The organism is Rhodococcus yunnanensis NBRC 103083 (assembly GCF_001895005.1).
Lineage (GTDB): Bacteria > Actinomycetota > Actinomycetes > Mycobacteriales > Mycobacteriaceae > Rhodococcoides > Rhodococcoides yunnanense.
Window position 1 is genome coordinate 59,326 of record NZ_BCXH01000010.1, and the last position, 15,170, is coordinate 74,495.

Annotated in this window: 15 protein-coding genes; 5 read left to right on the plus strand and 10 right to left on the minus strand. The window is 63.2% G+C overall.

Going from position 1 to position 15,170, the window contains the following annotated elements; genetic code table 11:
- The first annotated feature begins 30 nt into the window (after window positions 1-30).
- Complete coding sequence (locus tag RY1_RS16765) at window positions 31-921, plus strand: LysR family transcriptional regulator (protein ID WP_072805014.1); 891 nt, start codon at window positions 31-33, stop codon at window positions 919-921.
- Window positions 922-998: 77 nt separating this feature from the next.
- Entirely contained in the window at window positions 999-1,853 is an 855-nt protein-coding gene (locus tag RY1_RS16770) for an alpha/beta fold hydrolase (RefSeq protein ID WP_072805015.1), read from the plus strand.
- Here RY1_RS16770 and RY1_RS16775 read toward each other — a convergent pair.
- The 5 genes from RY1_RS16775 to RY1_RS16795 all read right to left on the minus strand — a co-directional run bounded on the left by RY1_RS16775 (window position 1,846) and on the right by RY1_RS16795 (window position 5,599).
- Complete coding sequence (locus RY1_RS16775; protein WP_072805225.1) at window positions 1,846-2,427, minus strand: DUF6188 family protein; 582 nt, start codon at window positions 2,425-2,427, stop codon at window positions 1,846-1,848. The two genes, RY1_RS16770 and RY1_RS16775, sit on opposite strands and share 8 nt — an antisense overlap.
- 77 nt (window positions 2,428-2,504) lie before the next feature.
- A complete protein-coding gene (locus RY1_RS16780) occupies window positions 2,505-3,254 on the minus strand; it encodes an ABC transporter permease (RefSeq protein ID WP_072805227.1) in 750 nt (249 codons plus the stop codon).
- Between the two features lie 89 nt (window positions 3,255-3,343).
- Window positions 3,344-4,297: an ABC transporter ATP-binding protein gene (locus tag RY1_RS16785; protein WP_072805229.1), complete on the minus strand. Its 954-nt coding sequence runs from the start codon at window positions 4,295-4,297 to the stop codon at window positions 3,344-3,346.
- 111 nt (window positions 4,298-4,408) lie between these two features.
- Window positions 4,409-4,927: an EXLDI protein gene (locus RY1_RS16790; protein ID WP_072805017.1), complete on the minus strand. Its 519-nt coding sequence runs from the start codon at window positions 4,925-4,927 to the stop codon at window positions 4,409-4,411.
- Between the two features lie 96 nt (window positions 4,928-5,023).
- Window positions 5,024-5,599, minus strand: a complete 576-nt coding sequence (locus tag RY1_RS16795) for a TetR/AcrR family transcriptional regulator (protein ID WP_072805019.1) — start codon at window positions 5,597-5,599, stop codon at window positions 5,024-5,026.
- Between the two features lie 77 nt (window positions 5,600-5,676).
- Between RY1_RS16795 and RY1_RS16800 the strand changes: the two genes are divergently transcribed.
- Complete coding sequence (locus RY1_RS16800; protein ID WP_072805021.1) at window positions 5,677-6,309, plus strand: NAD(P)H-dependent oxidoreductase; 633 nt, start codon at window positions 5,677-5,679, stop codon at window positions 6,307-6,309.
- On the opposite strand, the gene RY1_RS16805 is transcribed toward RY1_RS16800, so the two are convergent.
- Both RY1_RS16805 and RY1_RS16810 read right to left on the minus strand, forming a co-directional pair.
- The gene (locus tag RY1_RS16805) at window positions 6,298-7,290 is read right to left on the minus strand and encodes a saccharopine dehydrogenase family protein (protein ID WP_072805022.1); all 993 of its coding nucleotides are present in this window, start codon (window positions 7,288-7,290) and stop codon (window positions 6,298-6,300) included. The genes RY1_RS16800 and RY1_RS16805 overlap by 12 nt on opposite strands.
- A 37-nt stretch (window positions 7,291-7,327) precedes the next feature.
- A complete protein-coding gene (locus RY1_RS16810) occupies window positions 7,328-8,071 on the minus strand; it encodes an SDR family NAD(P)-dependent oxidoreductase (protein WP_072805231.1) in 744 nt (247 codons plus the stop codon).
- A gap of 200 nt (window positions 8,072-8,271) precedes the next feature.
- On the opposite strand from RY1_RS16810, the gene RY1_RS16815 reads away from it, so the two are divergent.
- Window positions 8,272-8,640, plus strand: a complete 369-nt coding sequence (locus RY1_RS16815) for a nucleoside triphosphate pyrophosphohydrolase family protein (protein ID WP_072805023.1) — start codon at window positions 8,272-8,274, stop codon at window positions 8,638-8,640.
- Window positions 8,641-8,665: 25 nt separating this feature from the next.
- The gene (locus RY1_RS16820) at window positions 8,666-9,262 is read left to right on the plus strand and encodes a GyrI-like domain-containing protein (RefSeq protein ID WP_072805025.1); all 597 of its coding nucleotides are present in this window, start codon (window positions 8,666-8,668) and stop codon (window positions 9,260-9,262) included.
- A gap of 45 nt (window positions 9,263-9,307) precedes the next feature.
- Here RY1_RS16820 and dnaB read toward each other — a convergent pair whose 3' ends face one another.
- The 3 genes from dnaB to rplI all read right to left on the minus strand — a co-directional run bounded on the left by dnaB (window position 9,308) and on the right by rplI (window position 15,160).
- Window positions 9,308-11,677: a replicative DNA helicase gene (gene dnaB, locus RY1_RS16825; protein WP_072805027.1), complete on the minus strand. Its 2,370-nt coding sequence runs from the start codon at window positions 11,675-11,677 to the stop codon at window positions 9,308-9,310.
- Between the two features lie 462 nt (window positions 11,678-12,139).
- A complete protein-coding gene (locus RY1_RS16830) occupies window positions 12,140-14,461 on the minus strand; it encodes a SulP family inorganic anion transporter (RefSeq protein ID WP_084727483.1) in 2,322 nt (773 codons plus the stop codon).
- A gap of 243 nt (window positions 14,462-14,704) precedes the next feature.
- Window positions 14,705-15,160, minus strand: a complete 456-nt coding sequence (gene rplI, locus RY1_RS16835; protein ID WP_072805028.1) for a 50S ribosomal protein L9 — start codon at window positions 15,158-15,160, stop codon at window positions 14,705-14,707.
- Window positions 15,161-15,170 lie beyond the last annotated feature (10 nt).

Genomic DNA, 15,170 nt, shown 5'->3' on the forward strand with positions numbered 1-15,170 from the left:
ATGATGATTTGTTTCCAATACCATCCGGGAATGGATGAATCGATTCTTCGGTATGCCGATGCAGTGGCACCCCTCCTCGGGGCGTTCGACTCAGTAGCAACGGAAGGGCACGTCACACGAGCTGCCGAGTTGCTCGGGGTTCCTCAGTCATCGGTCAGCCGACGAGTGAAGGCTCTGGAGGCGGCAGTCGGTCTCGCCTTGTTTCAACCTGCAGGCCGCGGAGTTGCACTGACCGTTTCGGGCCGCGAACTGTACGACCTCATTCATCCCATCGTGCAGGCGTTGGACGATGCGGTGGCGGTAGTTCGAGACAATGCCGACCCATCACGAGGGCTCGTACGATTCGGATGTCCGCTGACCATGGATGCGGTCCGTATTGCACAGGTGCTCGCGAACTTCCATACTGCGGCGCCGGACGTCCGGGTACATCTGATCCAGGCGCACGGTGAGGCGATCGCGGGCATGATCAGAGACGGCCGACTCGATCTTGCCTTGATGATTCCGCCGGTCGACGATCTGCCGAATATTCCGATCGGCACACAGCGCATCGATCTGCACGTCTCCACGTCGCACCCGCTTGCCGGCCGCGAAGAGGTGCACCTCGGGGAACTGCAGGATTGCGCCTTCATTGCGAGCCCGCGAACCTTCCACCTTCGCACACTTCTCGACTCATGGTGTAAAGAAGAAGGTTTCGTTCCTCGCGTTCACTTCGAGATCAACGAAATCGATACCATCAGAGTATTGGTCGCCCGAGGCCTCGGCGTTGCCCTGCTGCCGCCAGGACCCGCCGCCGACGACGGCACCATCTCGGTCCCATTGGCCGGGCACCGTCGACGTCGGATCGGACTTGCAAGCGGAAATCATCGTCCGACCGCAGCCGTCCACCGTTTCCGCGAGCACGTCGTTCGAAGCTTCCGTTGAGATTCATATAGTTCCTCATACTTCCCCATCTACGGTATATAAGGTAGTTTGCAGTCTACCGATCGAGAGGAAGACCCGTGGCCGAGATCTACAAATCCCGAGCTGGCGCCGAGAAGATCCGTTCGCGCTATCGCGAGGTCCTCGGCAGCTGGCCGGTCCCGTCCGAGCACATACGGATCCCGACGCGCGAAGGCGAGACCTTCGTCGTCGCCTCGGGCCCGGCCGACGGCCCACCACTGGTCCTGCTGCACGGATCCGGCGCCAATGCGAGCACCTGGCGCGGCGATATCGAAACGTGGACAACGCGATTCAGGGTATACGCCGTCGACATGCCCGGTGAACCCGGTGGCAGCACGCCGTCGCGGCCCGACCTCGCCACCGATGCCGTCGCCTCCTGGTTCGACGACGTCCTCGACGGACTCTCGCTGCAGTCGACATCGCTGATCGGGATGTCGCTCGGCGGATGGGTGGCCCTCGACTACACGATCCGGCGACCGGCCAGAGTCGATCGGATTTCCCTGCTGTGCCCCGGCGGAATCGGACGTCAGAAAGTGGGGTGGCTACCCATGGCATTTCTCCTCGGCGCCCTGGGGACTCGCGGGAAGCGTCGCACCGCACGCATGGTCACGGGACTCGACACCCCGTCGATGGCGTCGGCCCTCGACGACGTCACACTGACCTTCGCCCATTTCAAGCCACGAACCGAACGGCTGCCAGTCTTCCCCGATTCCGCATTGCGACAGGTGCAGGCCCCGGTCCAGGTCATCGTCGGCGACCGCGACGTCATGATGGACTCGTCGGAGACGGCCCGTCGCGTACGCCTGTGCATCCCCACCGCGTCGGTGACCGTGCTGGGCGACACCGGTCACGCCATCGTCGGGCACGCCGACACGATCCTGCACTTTCTGGCCGGCCGAACAGATCTCAACTGATCCCGAACACGTACCCCGACGCCAACTTCACACCGGCCTCATCGACGGCAACGACGCTTTCTCGCAGAACCAGATATGCCTCGTCCAAGGACACCTCGGTGGCCAGTGCGCTGCCATCCGAGAACTCCACCGCGGCACCCGTTCCCACCGATATCCGCACCACCGTGGATTCGAGGGACGGAAATCGTGCTGGCGATCGGGTTTCACGCCGCGATCCAGGCGCCGCCGGGGGCCAGGTTTCGACGACACCGCCGGCCAGGCACACCGACGTCGCGCCGTCCGGGTCGGTGTACTCCCAGGACTCCACCTCGGCCCTCGGCTCCGCGACCACCACTGCTCCGCCTTCGAATTCGATTTGTACCGTGCCGTTTTCGTCGATCTCGGCACTCACACACGCCGTACCGATCAACGCGGACAACAATCGAAGGCCCTCGAACTGATTGTCCTCGTCGACCAATTCGCCGTCGACGGTGAGCTCACTGAACGCCACCGTCGACCCGTCGGAGAACTCCAGGGTCAAGTCGAAGTCGAGAAGCACACGGACGAGTGCGTGGGTGCGAAGTTCGAGGTTCATCGACACCGACTCTAGTACCGGCGTGTGAGTCGACGGAGTATTCGACGGCTACGGCAGCGCAACACCAGTGATGCACGTCAGCGAGTCCGTTCACGGCGCATCAGCGACCTGGCCCAGCCGTAGCCGGCCGCCGTGATCAGGGCACACCACCCCAGAGCGAGGGCGACGGTGCCTGCGTGCGCATCACTGGCAAGCAGGCCACGCACGGTCTCGATGATCGGCGTGAACGGCTGATACTCGGCGAACCAGCGCAGGGCCGTCGGCATCGAATCCGTCGGCACGAATCCGCTTCCGAGAAACGGCAGGATGATCAAGAACATCGGCAGGTTGCTCGCCGTCTCGATGCTGTCCGAGACCAGACCCAGCGCCACCGACAACCACGTCAACGCCAACGCAACGAATGCGAGCACACCGAACAGAGCGAGCCATTCCATGGCAGCCGCGTCGGGACGAAATCCCAGCGCAATGGACACGAGAAGCACTGTGCCCATTGCCAACAGGCCCTGCACGACGCTCGCGAGTACGTGGCCTGCCAGCACCGATCCCGGTGAAATCGCCATGGTGCGGAATCGCGCGATGATGCCCTCGGTCATGTCGGTGGCGACCGAGATCGCGGTACCCTGCGCCGCAGACGCGGCCGCCATGATCACGATTGCCGGGGTGACGTACGCGAGATACGCCGCTCGGCCGCCGGCACCGGGGAGACCGGCACCGAGGGTGCCGCCGAACACGTAGACGAACAGCAGCAAGAAGACGACGGGCATTCCGACGAGAATCGCAGTCATACTCGGATACCGGCGTAAGTGAATCAGATTGCGACGGAACATGACCGTCGAATCGGAGAGTGCGGTCGATCGAAACAGTGTGGCCGATCGAAACAGTGTGGCCGATGGGGCCGAGACTTTCGAAACACTGCTCACTGTACTGCCTTTCGTGTATCGGAATCGGTGAGTGCGAAGAACACATCGTCGAGATCGGGAGTTCTGACCTCGAGATGCTCGGGATTCACGCGTGCACTGTCCAGACGATCGAGGATCGACCGGAGGCCCTCGACGTCGGTGCCGCCGGGTATCGTCACAGTGCAGGTGTCCGAGTCGACTGTGCCTGCCGGAAATGCCTGTGCCGCAGAGCCGAGCGCACGATCATCGGCCAGATGCACTGTGACGCTTCCTCCTCGGACCCGTCGTTTCAGTTCGGCCGGGGTACCTTCCGCGACGATGTGACCGCCGTCGAGCACGGCAACGGTGTCCGCGAGTTGATCCGCCTCGTCGAGGTACTGAGTGGTGAGCACGATCGTCACTCCCTCGTCCACCAGCTCGTGGACGATGTCCCACAGCACCCGGCGTCCCCGAGGGTCCAGTCCGGTGGTCGGCTCGTCGAGGAAGACGACGTTCGGCCTGCCCACCAACGTCATCGCGAGGTCGAGCTTGCGGCGCATCCCGCCGGAACACGCAGCGGCCGGCTTGGTTGCGGCGTCCGCGAGTTCGAAGCGAGCAAGCAGTGCGCCGATTCGCTTCGTTCCTTCGCGGCGTCCGAGTCGATGTAGATCTGCCATCAACCGCAGGTTCTCCTCCACCGTCAACAACTTGTCGACGGCCGAGAACTGACCGGTGACACCGATGGCGCGGCGGACGGATTCGGGCTCTCGCCGCAGGTCGTGTCCCGCGACGACCACCTCGCCTGCATCGGGACGCACGAGTGTGGACAGTATGTTCACCGCCGTGGTCTTACCCGCCCCGTTGGGACCGAGGAGAGCGAAAACCGTCCCCGCGGGGACGTCGAGGTCGATTCCGTCGAGAACCGCGTGGTCCCCGTAGGACTTGCGGAGTCCGCGCACATGTACAGCGGACGATCTGGTGGACAGGGTCATGATGTGATCTCCTGCGTTGTGCGACCCGAGATTTCGGGCAGAGTTGTTCCACCGCGTCACCTGTACGGCGGCGGTCGAATGAGAGTGCGCGAGAAACCTCGCGCCGTCGGATCAGATGTCGAGATCTTCGACGGCAGGTTCAGCGGCTGCGGCCGCGACCAGCTCGTACAGTTCGCTCGGTACGAGGCCGCGGAGGGCGTCCAGGTCGTCGGCGATCTCGACCGTGGCGGTGGCGGCCGTGGTGCTCCACTGTTGATCGCTGCTGACGTACTTGCGCCAACCGCGGGTAGCGCCGTCCGCGCCTGCGGACCAGGCCGTTTCCGGGGACCGCTCGGTGTGAACGACGAATTTCCCGGTACGGCCGCGGTATATGCGGAACCGCTCGACGCGGTCCTTGCTCGAGCGTCCCCACTCGACGAGGAGCACTCCGACGAACCTCTGCCTGCGCCCCTCACCGGGGCCGACGCGGACCGTGACCTCCTCGAAGCCTTCGATCTTTCCTTCTTCGACGTCGACGAGTCGACGGAGTGCCTGCACGATCGTGGCCGAGAGATTTCCGCCGGTGAGTTCTTGTGCGCGCTGAAAAAGTGGCAGGTCACCGTCGGACACGTAGATCGTTTTGTTCGGCACGCCCCCATCCTAGACCCGGCTACAGTTATACGCATACCTATACGTATAGACCCTCGCATGCGAGATTGCAACAGCTCACTCGACGCGAAGAACGTTCTACGCGCGGTCGACGACCGCCACGATCAATGCCGCGAGCTCACTCCTCGCCTGTTCGGGTGTCAGCGCCGACGCTGCAGCAGCATGCGACAGCGACTCCGCGGCACCGAATATCGCCGTCAAAGACGCAGTCGACACTCCCTCGGAGCCGACGAAGGGCGCCAGGACGGCACGACACTTCTCGGCGTAGGCGTGCTCGGATTCGCGCTTGACGCGTTCCAGTTCTGGCGAGCCCTCCAACGCCGCGAGGACTCCGGTCAGTTCGCGCCCCTGCGCCAGGACGCACCCGACATAGGAGTCCGCGATGGCTCCCGCCCTGCCGGCGAGTGTCCGCTCGGCCGCGTTCAGATACTCCTCGAGCATGACCGTCTGACGGCCGTCGAACTCACGAAACAGGGCCGCGAGAAGCTCGGCACGAGAGGGAAAGTGGCTGTACACAACTGGTTTCGCGACCCCGGCGTGCTCGGCCAACCGGCCGAGCGTCAACGCATCCGCGCCTTCCCGACGGACCAGCCCCCACGACACTTCGATCAACTGGTCGTACCTGTCGGCTCTCGACAATCTCGTCCGCGTCATCCAACACCTCCTTGCACTATGTACCAATAGTAACCTACTCTTGGTACATACCCAGACTACCGCCGGAAGGTGCATTCATGAACAGTCTCGTCGTTGCCTCCCATTCCGATTCGAACTCTCTGACACACCACATCGCACGTGCGACTGTCGACGCATTGCGCGCCGCAGGCGGCACCGTCGAATTCGCGGACCTCGCAGCCGAACAGTTCGATCCACGATTCTCCGAGGGTGATCTGCATCTGTACCGCGGATCGGGTCGTACCCCGAACGAGGTTGTCGCCGAGCAGAACCGGATCGACCGAGCCGAACACCTGATCTTGGTGTTCCCGGTCTACTGGTGGTCGTTTCCAGCTCTACTGAAGGGGTGGATCGACCGAGTGTTCGTGAACGGATGGGCATATCACTACACCCCGGGAGGTGCCTTCGAGAAGAAGCTGGGCCGGCTGACGGTGCACCTGGTCCCGGTTGCGGGCGACGACGCAGCCAGCTTCGCCCGGCACGGCATCGACAGTGCGTTTCGCAGCCAGATCGAACGCGGAATCATCGAATACTGCGGCGCAACAGTCGGAGCCACCCGAATCCTCCACGAATCGGAGACGAAGTCAGCGGAGGACCTCGGCGTCGACGTGCGCGAGTTGGTAGCAGATCTCGTCGCACGGGTCGGCGACGCCGAGGGCGCACTGCCGCGGTCCAGTGGGTCAGTTCGATAGGTCCGTGATCCGGGTGTCCGCGATGGTCTCGGCAAACTGATATCCGAAAAGTTCTGCAGGCGTGTGGAATCCGGGACGTACCTCGCCGCCGAGAACTCGGCGCGCCGCTTCGGTGGCCGCCAGTGGCGTGAAGGAGTATCCGTTGACGGTGTCGAGAACCGCTCGGACGACCTTACCGTCGGCCCCGGTCAACTCCACCGACGCCTGATAGCGATTGGCCTCACGTTCCTCCGTGGTGGGCCCGTCCGGCAGGGACGCGAGATCCCCTTCCGGAAACGCGCTTCCCGAGGCATGCACGTAGGTCTCGATATCGGGCGCGTCCGTGCTCCGCCAGAGCGCAACCAGATCGGGCATGGTGATCGGGTGCGAGACCGTCGGGCCGCTGCCGAAGTCGAAGTCCCGCGACTGCTGCGGGTCCTGATCGACGAGCCTGCCGCCGAGGCGTCGCAGTGTGCGAACCGTCAGATTCTCGGCAGCGCTGATCGCTGACCCGCGAGACATCGACCCGGCGACGTGCAGAGCGATCCTGATGCTCTCGACGTCACCGTCGATGCGCCGCGCGGCATGCGCTGCAAGCGAACCCAACATGGCCACGCTTCCACCGCTACCGGGTAGCAGCAGCACTCCGGCGTCGATCGCACTCCGATCGAGCTTTTCCGCCAGGTGATAGCTGTCGAGCTCGGCTGCGATGTCGAGATAGTGCGTGCCCGTGCGAATCGCAGCGGTCATGAGCGGTTCGGCAGTGCGCGCGAACGGACCGGCGCAGTTGAGCAGCACAGCGACGTCGAACAAGGCATTGTCGAGTGCGGCCGGCTCGTCCACCCCGACGACGCGGTAGTCGAGATCGAGCTTCGCCGCCAGTGCGGCGAGCGGGCCGGCGCTGCGGCCGGCAAGTATCGGGTCGAGCCCAGCTGCGGCCGCATGCTGTGCGGCCATGGTTCCGGTGTATCCGGTCGCTCCGTAAATCATGAATCTAGTCATTGTGATGTCCTCTCGATCTGAATTGAATAGCTGCCGACTAGATCTGGTAGCCGCCGGAGATTTCGATCGACTGCCCGTTGACCCAACGGCTGTCCTCGGAGAGCAGGCCTGCGATCGCTACGGCAACATCGATGGGCTCGCCGACACGTCCCAGCGCAGTCTGAGAGGTGAGGAGTGCCTCGAACTCGTCGTTCAATCCTCCGCCCAGTTCGGTGCGAATTGCGCCGGGCGCCACCGAATTCGCCCTGATTCGACGTTCCCCGAGCTCCTTCGCCAGGTATCGCGTCAGAACCGCGAGCCCGCCCTTGAAGCTTGCGTAGGGGGAGACGCCCGCTGTGGCGACACGCGATGTGGCACTGACCATGTTGACGATGTGGCCGCCGTCGGCGATCACCGGCAGCAGTGTCTGGGTGAGGAAGAACGGCCCTCGCAGATGCACTTTGAACAGGTCGTCGAACTCCTGCTCGGTAACGGTCTCGAATGGGTGATAGGCGCCGTAACCGGCATTGTTGACCAGGTAGTCGAACGAGTCCCGGTTCCATGTCGTGGTCAGCGCCTGCACGACGTCGTCACGGAAGGCTGCGAACGACGCACTGTCTGCGACATCGAGTTTCAACGCAACGGCGCTGCCGCCGGCCGCGGTGATCTCGTCGACGACACCGTTCGCCGCAGTCGGGTTGTTGTTGTAGGTGAGAACCACACCCATTCCGCGGCGGGCGCATTCGAGTGCTGTTGCCGCTCCGATGCCGCGGCTACCTCCGGTGATGAGAACAATGTTCACGTGAACTCCTTCGAAATCGGTGTGCGAGTCGGCCGAAAAGCCTTCGCATTCTTGCTGGCTCCTACGAGTCAACAGCGTGTGCACCGACTCAGGAAGGGTGCGACGAGGGGGGTGTGCGGCACCCTGGTTGGCCACTGGCGACAGCGGTAGCGTCGAGCACTGGACGCACACGAGAAACTATTTTCCGAGAGTGGAGTGACATGACCGACATCTCTGACGGACCGATCGACCTCGACAAGGCCCGCGACCGCGCACTGGAGGTCCGCGCGCTGTACGAGATTCTCGAACAGCGCTTCAACGGCAAGGTGTGGTCCTTGCACGAGATCTTGCTGGGATTGACCAATGACGTCGGCACCATCGGCCGTCTCGTGCTCGCACACGACGGCACCTGGGGTATCGACGGTGACGTGGACGCACAGCTGAAGCACAAGCTGTCCGAGTCCCTGTGGTGGATCTTCGTCGTCGCCGATCGACTCGACATCGACATGAGCGACGCCTTCACCACCACCATGGATCGCATTCAGGCCAACTTGGCAAACACGGTCGAGCAGACCGAACCAGAACGCTAGCACTCACTACCCGAACAGAGGCAGCATGACCGAATACCGAAAGACCGAGCACCACACTGCATCCGACGACCCAGAGATCGTTCTGTCACCGCGAGCGGTCTTCGTCTCCGTCGAGGGAGCAGGCGCACCCGCGACCAGCGAGTGGCACCGGAAGAAGTTGCTCGTCACCGACATCGCCCGTCAGCTCGCCGCGGTGGGTCTCGCCCCCGCCGGAGTGCCTGCCGAGCACCTCTACTACCAGTATCCGGACACTCTTCCGGACCCGGGCATCGCTGACTTCTACAGCGTCAATCCGCTGACCGAACTCGAGTACCGGGTGATGGCCCAGATCTCCGACGACGCGACACCCGGCGACATCGCCGACGCCCGCCGCGCAGCGGCGAGTGCGTCCGACGACGGCGACGTGCTCGGCATCTTCACGATCCCCGAGCAGCTGGTGGCGCAGGTGATGCACCACGGCTTCTTCTCGAACGAGTTGGCGACACTCGCTCGCCTCGGCGCCGAGGCCGATGCGCACGGCCTGACACGCAGTGGGCCGCACCAGGAGATCCACCTGGACCCCTTCACCCTCGACACCCCTCAGGACACGCTCCGAACGATCATCAGGGATCCTGTCGCCTGACGCTGCAGCGCCGCCCCGCGAGATATGTCAGCCCCGCGAGATATGTCAGCCGCGCGCCATGTCGACGAACCTCGACAGGTGCAGCTGGTGCGCCACGGTGATCGTCGCAGTCGGGCCGTTACGGTGCTTGCCGAGGATGAGGTCGGCTTCACCGCCGCGCGGGTCGTCTCGCTCGATCGCGTCGGGGCGGTGCAGCAGGATCACCATGTCGGCGTCCTGCTCCAACGATCCCGACTCGCGGAGGTCGGACACCATCGGCTTCTTGTCGGTGCGTTGCTCGGGACCACGGTTGAGCTGGCACACCGCGACCACCGGGCATTCGAGTTCCTTGGCGAGCAGCTTGAGCTGACGGGAGAAGTCCGAGACCTCCTGCTGCCGTGACTCGACCTTCTTGCCCGAGGACATCAGCTGGAGGTAGTCGACCACGATCAGTTTCAATCCGTTGCGCTGCTTGAGTCGACGCGCCTTGGCCCTGATCTCCATCATCGTCAGGTTGGGGGAGTCGTCGACGAACAGCGGTGCTTCGCTGATCTCGCTCATACGACGCGCGAGCCGTGTCCAGTCGTCGTCGGTCATCTTTCCCGAACGCATGTCACCGAGCTTGATCTTCGCTTCCGCGGACAGCAGACGCATCACGATCTCGGTGCGGCTCATTTCCAGCGAGAAGATGACGCTGGGCATGCCGTGCTTGATGGAGCACGAACGCATGAAGTCCATCGACAGCGTGGAGTTGTGGGTCGGAATCATCGACTCGCTTGCCAGGTACAGATGCTCGGCGTTGTCGACCTCGACGCACCGCACCGGTACCGACTCGACCGCGCGGACATCCACGATGAGCCGTGAACCGGATGGGACCGTCGAACTCGCAGCACGACGCTCCTTGTGCAGCATCTGCTTTCGGTGCAGCCCGAACACGACGTCGTCGGTATCGAAGGACACCGTATGAACGGTCGAGGCCCGCTCGGTGAGCAACTGCACGTGGTAGCCCAGGCTGACGACCAGTTCGCGGACATCGGCGGCGAGGCGCTCGCCGGAGACGCCCAGCCGAGCAGATCCTCCGCCGGTGACCGTTCCAACGGCATCCAGTAGTCCGGCGAGAAGCGCTCGACGTTGAGCCACCGATCCACGCAGATAGTCGATCGGGATGCGCTGGTCGCCCACCAGGTCGATGGAGGGAATCGCCATCTCATGGTCTTCGGACGAGCCCTCCGTCGCCCAGCCTTCGCCCTCGATACGCGCGGCGATCTCGGGATCGGTACTCGTGATACCCGCCCGCGCTGAGGATCCACCGCCGATCCACACACCGAAAGCATAAGGCGGAACCGGTAATTCACGTTCGGGAAGGACAACAGCGGCAGCATCGATCACCGAGTGTTCGATGCGCGCGTCCTGCGTGTTGCGCCGCATCGTCCGTGCGATCTGCTCGGTCGTGACGACCTGCGCCGACCCACGGTGTGCGGTCGCCCACTGCGTTTCGGTCGCCCACTGGGTTTCGGTCGCCCACTGATGTTCGGCGTCGGCAACGATGACCGTTCCGTCGGAGAACTCGACCTCGTAGCACGGACGATCGAGCATGACATCGGTCGCGGCGATGACCCGTGTTGGCCTGCCGTGCGCGTCGATCAGGTGATCGCCCACGGCGACCTCGCCCATCGTGACCCAGCCGTCCGGCGTCGGCAGCGCTGTGTCGAGCGCCAGCGCCTTACCCACACCAGGTCTCGCCGCGACGATGATCATCTGGCCCGGGTGCAGACCGTTGGTGATTTCGTCGAGTTCGGCGAATCCCGTTGGTACACCGAGAGATATACCGCCGCGGCTGGCGATGGAGTCGATTTCGTCCATCGTCGGCTGCAGCAGTTCCTCGAGAGGAAGGAAGTCCTCGGAGGTACGGCGTTCGGTGACCTCGTACACCTCGGCCTGCGCGCGGTCGACGACCTCGGCCACATCCTGGCCGTCCGCACCGGCGTAACCGAACTGCACGATCCGGGTGCCTGCTTGCACGAGCCTGCGCAGAATGGATTTCTCCGCGACGATCTCGGCGTAGTAACCCGCATTCGCAGCCGTCGGAACGGTCTGCGTGAGAGTGATCAGATACGGCGGGCCACCGATACGTTTGAGATCGCCGCGTCGATCGAGTTCCGCGGACACCGTCACCGGGTCGGCAGGCTCACCGCGGCTGTAGAGGTCCAGGATGGCGTCGTACACGCTCTGGTGAGCCGGACGGTAGAAATCTCCCGGACGAAGCACCTCCAAAACGTCGGCGATGGCGTCCTTGCTCAGCAGCATGCCCCCGAGAACCGATTGTTCTGCGGCCATGTCCTGTGGTGGCTGTCGACCGAAATCTTCACCGGGTGCCTCACTGGGAGGCGGTTCGGAGGAGTAATCCTGCTGTCCTCGATCGTCCACAACTGCCACGCGAACTCGACCGTCCTTCCCGTCGGAAAATGCCACCCGCTACCACTCGGCGGCGCGCTTGAAACAAGTTGTACGCCCAACCTCCGACACCCCCGTCGATGCCGTGGCATCGCCGCGACCGAAACCCCTTCAGCGCCGCGAAGACACGCTCGAGGGACGTTAGGTGGTCTCGTCTCCAGTCACAACACGGCTTGTGGATGAATCTGTGCATGAATTGTGGATAGTGTTGAACAACCGTGTTGACCACCTGGGGATAACCTGGGTATAACTTCGTGACAATGTGCCGTATCGCCAGGGTAGAGGGTGTTCATAAAGTTTCTGTCCTGTGCATGGATGAACGTTCGGCGTGTCGGCCTAGTTTGACAACTCGGGCGTGTTGAGTAAATGGCAAGTGAACAGCAGAGTGAATTCTGTCACAGTGACTGGGAACACTCACAAAAGCGGGTTTGAAGTTTGATTCGGTTACCTATCAGTAGATCCAGACCGGTTGGTCTTCCGATTTTCGGATTCTCGGACACTGTTTCGTGAGGTGTCGCGATGCTCTCGGCAGTCCAGCACAGTGATGTCCTTGGTACCGATCTGAAGGACCCTGGCGCTCGGGATGTCGAAGAACAATCCGGTGACGCGTAGCCGACCTTCGGCGGCGGCGCGCCCGACGACACGGTGCCTGGTCAGTGTCTGCAACTGAACGGCCACATTGACCATCGCGAGCTGATCGGCCTCGTCGAAGCCGAGGTCGGCGGCGGCCCGGCCCACCGCATGGCCGCTGCGGTACGCGTCGAGGCTGGGCAGCCCGTGTTCGAGCCATTCGACGACGCTGGCGTCCTCGGCATTACCCGGGCCCGCCAGTACCGCCTTCATGGCACCGCATCCCGAGTGCCCGCACACCACCACCGACGGTGTGCCCAGTACGTCGACGCCGTAGGCGAGAGCGGCCTCCACGGACGTGTCCTGCCCCTGTGCGGGCACCATGTTGCCCATGTTGCGCACCGTGAAGAGGTCACCGGGTCCGCTGCTGGTGATCGTGTTGGGCATGACCCTCGAATCGACGCAGCAGAGAAAGAACGTGTCGGGGTTCTGACTGTTGTGCAGACCCTCGAGGTGCGGCCCGAGTGCGTCGGCGTGTGTGCGGTGGTATTCAGCGACTCCGCTGAGAACCGGCCGCAGCGACGGCGGCTGCACGGCATCGAACGAATCACCCTTGAGCTGGCGAGTCGACCACGGCGCGAGTGATCCACGCACAGCTGCCAATCCACGTTTCGGCGGGCCCTCCGCCGCTGCGGCAAGCGAAGCGGATCCGTTCTCCTCGATGCGGACGGTTCCGCCGCCTGCCTCGTGCTGACGGACCCACTCGTGCACGTGATCGTGCACGGCATGATCCAGAAAGTCCACGGCCAGTTCGAGATCGACGTTCGCCCCGCTGGGGACGGTGGACAACACGTGTGTCAGTCGCGGTAGCGACAGGAAACTCAACGAACCCTGCATGTGCACACGCCACGTGCCGTTCACGGTCTCGTCGGCGTGCACGTGCGCCCACACCACGCGGCGCAGTACCAGGAAGATCGCCAGCGCCAAACCGAGGAGCACACCTTCGAGCAAGTTGAGCGCCACGACGCCGACGACGGTGACCCCGTACACGGCGATGTCGCCGGTCTTGCGCGCAATCTCGATGTCCGCCAACTTGATCAGCTGAACACCGATCATCACGAGGAGACCGGCGAGCGCCGCGAACGGCACGAGTTCGACGACGGAGATGAACAATACCGAGAAGATCAGAATCCACACACCGTGCAGGACCGCCGACGCACGGGACTTCGCTCCGGCTTTGACGTTGGTGGCGCTGCGAACGATGACACCGGTGATCGGAAGACCTCCCAGAGCGCCGGAGGCCATGTTGGCTGCGCCTTGGCCCATCAGTTCTCGGTCGAAGTTGGTTCGCGGACCGGAGTGCATCTTGTCGATCGCGACGGCCGACAACAGGCTCTCCACACTCGCGATCAACGCGATCGTCAGCACGCCGGTAGCGACGCCGGCCCACTGACCGTCAGGAATGCCGGGCAGGCTCAGGGCGTCGATGAGGTTGCCGGGGAGGTCGATTCGCCTCACATCGAGATCCATGAGCACCGAGACGGCTGTCGCGGTCACGATGGCCACCAACGCGGCAGGAATCTTCGAGGCTGCGGACGGAAGCCTCGGCCACACGAGCATCAGGGCTACGACGATTCCTCCGACCAGAATCGACGGCCACTGACCGGCCGCAACGGACGTCGGAATGGCCAGTAGATTCGCCACCGCCGAGCTCTCGGATTCTCCGCCGAGCAGCACGTGGATCTGTTGCAGCGCAATAGTGACACCGATGCCGGCGAGCATGGCGTGTACGACGACCGGTGAAATCGCGAGTGCCTGACGCGCAATTCTACTGAGCCCCAGTGCAACTTGCACTGCTCCAGCGCACAGGGTGATGAGACACGTTACGGCCCAACCGAATTGATTGACCAGTTCGGCGACGACGACGGTCAGGCCCGCGGCAGGTCCGCTGACCTGTAGCGGTGAGCCACCGAGCGCGCCTGCGAGTATTCCACCGACCACTGCCGCAATGAGTCCTGCCATCACCGGCGCACCGGATGCGACGGCTATTCCGATCGAAAGTGGTACTGCTACAAGGAAAACAACCAGCGAGGCCGGTATGTCGAACTTCAGGGTTCGCCGGAACCGAGACCTCGGCTCGGCTGTGCCGGTCGATGATTCTTCGTCTGTCGTGTCTTTCTCGACTGTCGTTGTCACGGCAGGTCCTCCGGGCGTCTAGGCGTCTGGTCGGTCGTCTCGCGTGTCGTTGTCGCTCATGTCTGCGGATGTCGCCCCTGAGGTAAAGGGTACGCAAACAGAACTTCATGTGCGCGCGGTGAGACTTCCTTCACACATGGAAGTCATTGTGACACTTGAAGAATTGTGACAAGACATGAAAAAAGCCCTACGAAACAGTGTTTCGTAGGGCTTTTCTCGGCCTGACCGGGCCGGGAGCCGAAATCAGCTTCCGACAACCTCCAGCTTGAACTTCGCTGTCACATCGGGGTGCAGGTTCACGACGACGTCGTGCTTACCCGTGCTCTTGATGTGCGCCTTCGGAAGATCGATGCTGCGCTTGTCGACGACGGGGCCGCCTGCTGCCTTGAGGGCAGAAGCAACGTCCGAGGACGTGACAGAGCCGAACAGCTTGCCCGAGTCTCCGGCGGTCTTGACCGCGAGAGAAACGGACTCGAGTCCTTCGATGGCCTGCTTGAGCTCGTTGGCATGCTCTAGACCGCGAACGGCACGAGCTTCCTGAGCGCGGCGGATGCCTTCGACCTGCTTCTGTGCGCCGCGGGTGGCCGTGATGGCCAATCCGCGAGGCAGCAGGAAGTTACGGCCGTATCCATCTTTGACCTCAACGGTGTCGCCGGGCGCACCGAGGTTGTCCACATCAGCGGTGAGGATCAGCTTCATGAGTGATCTC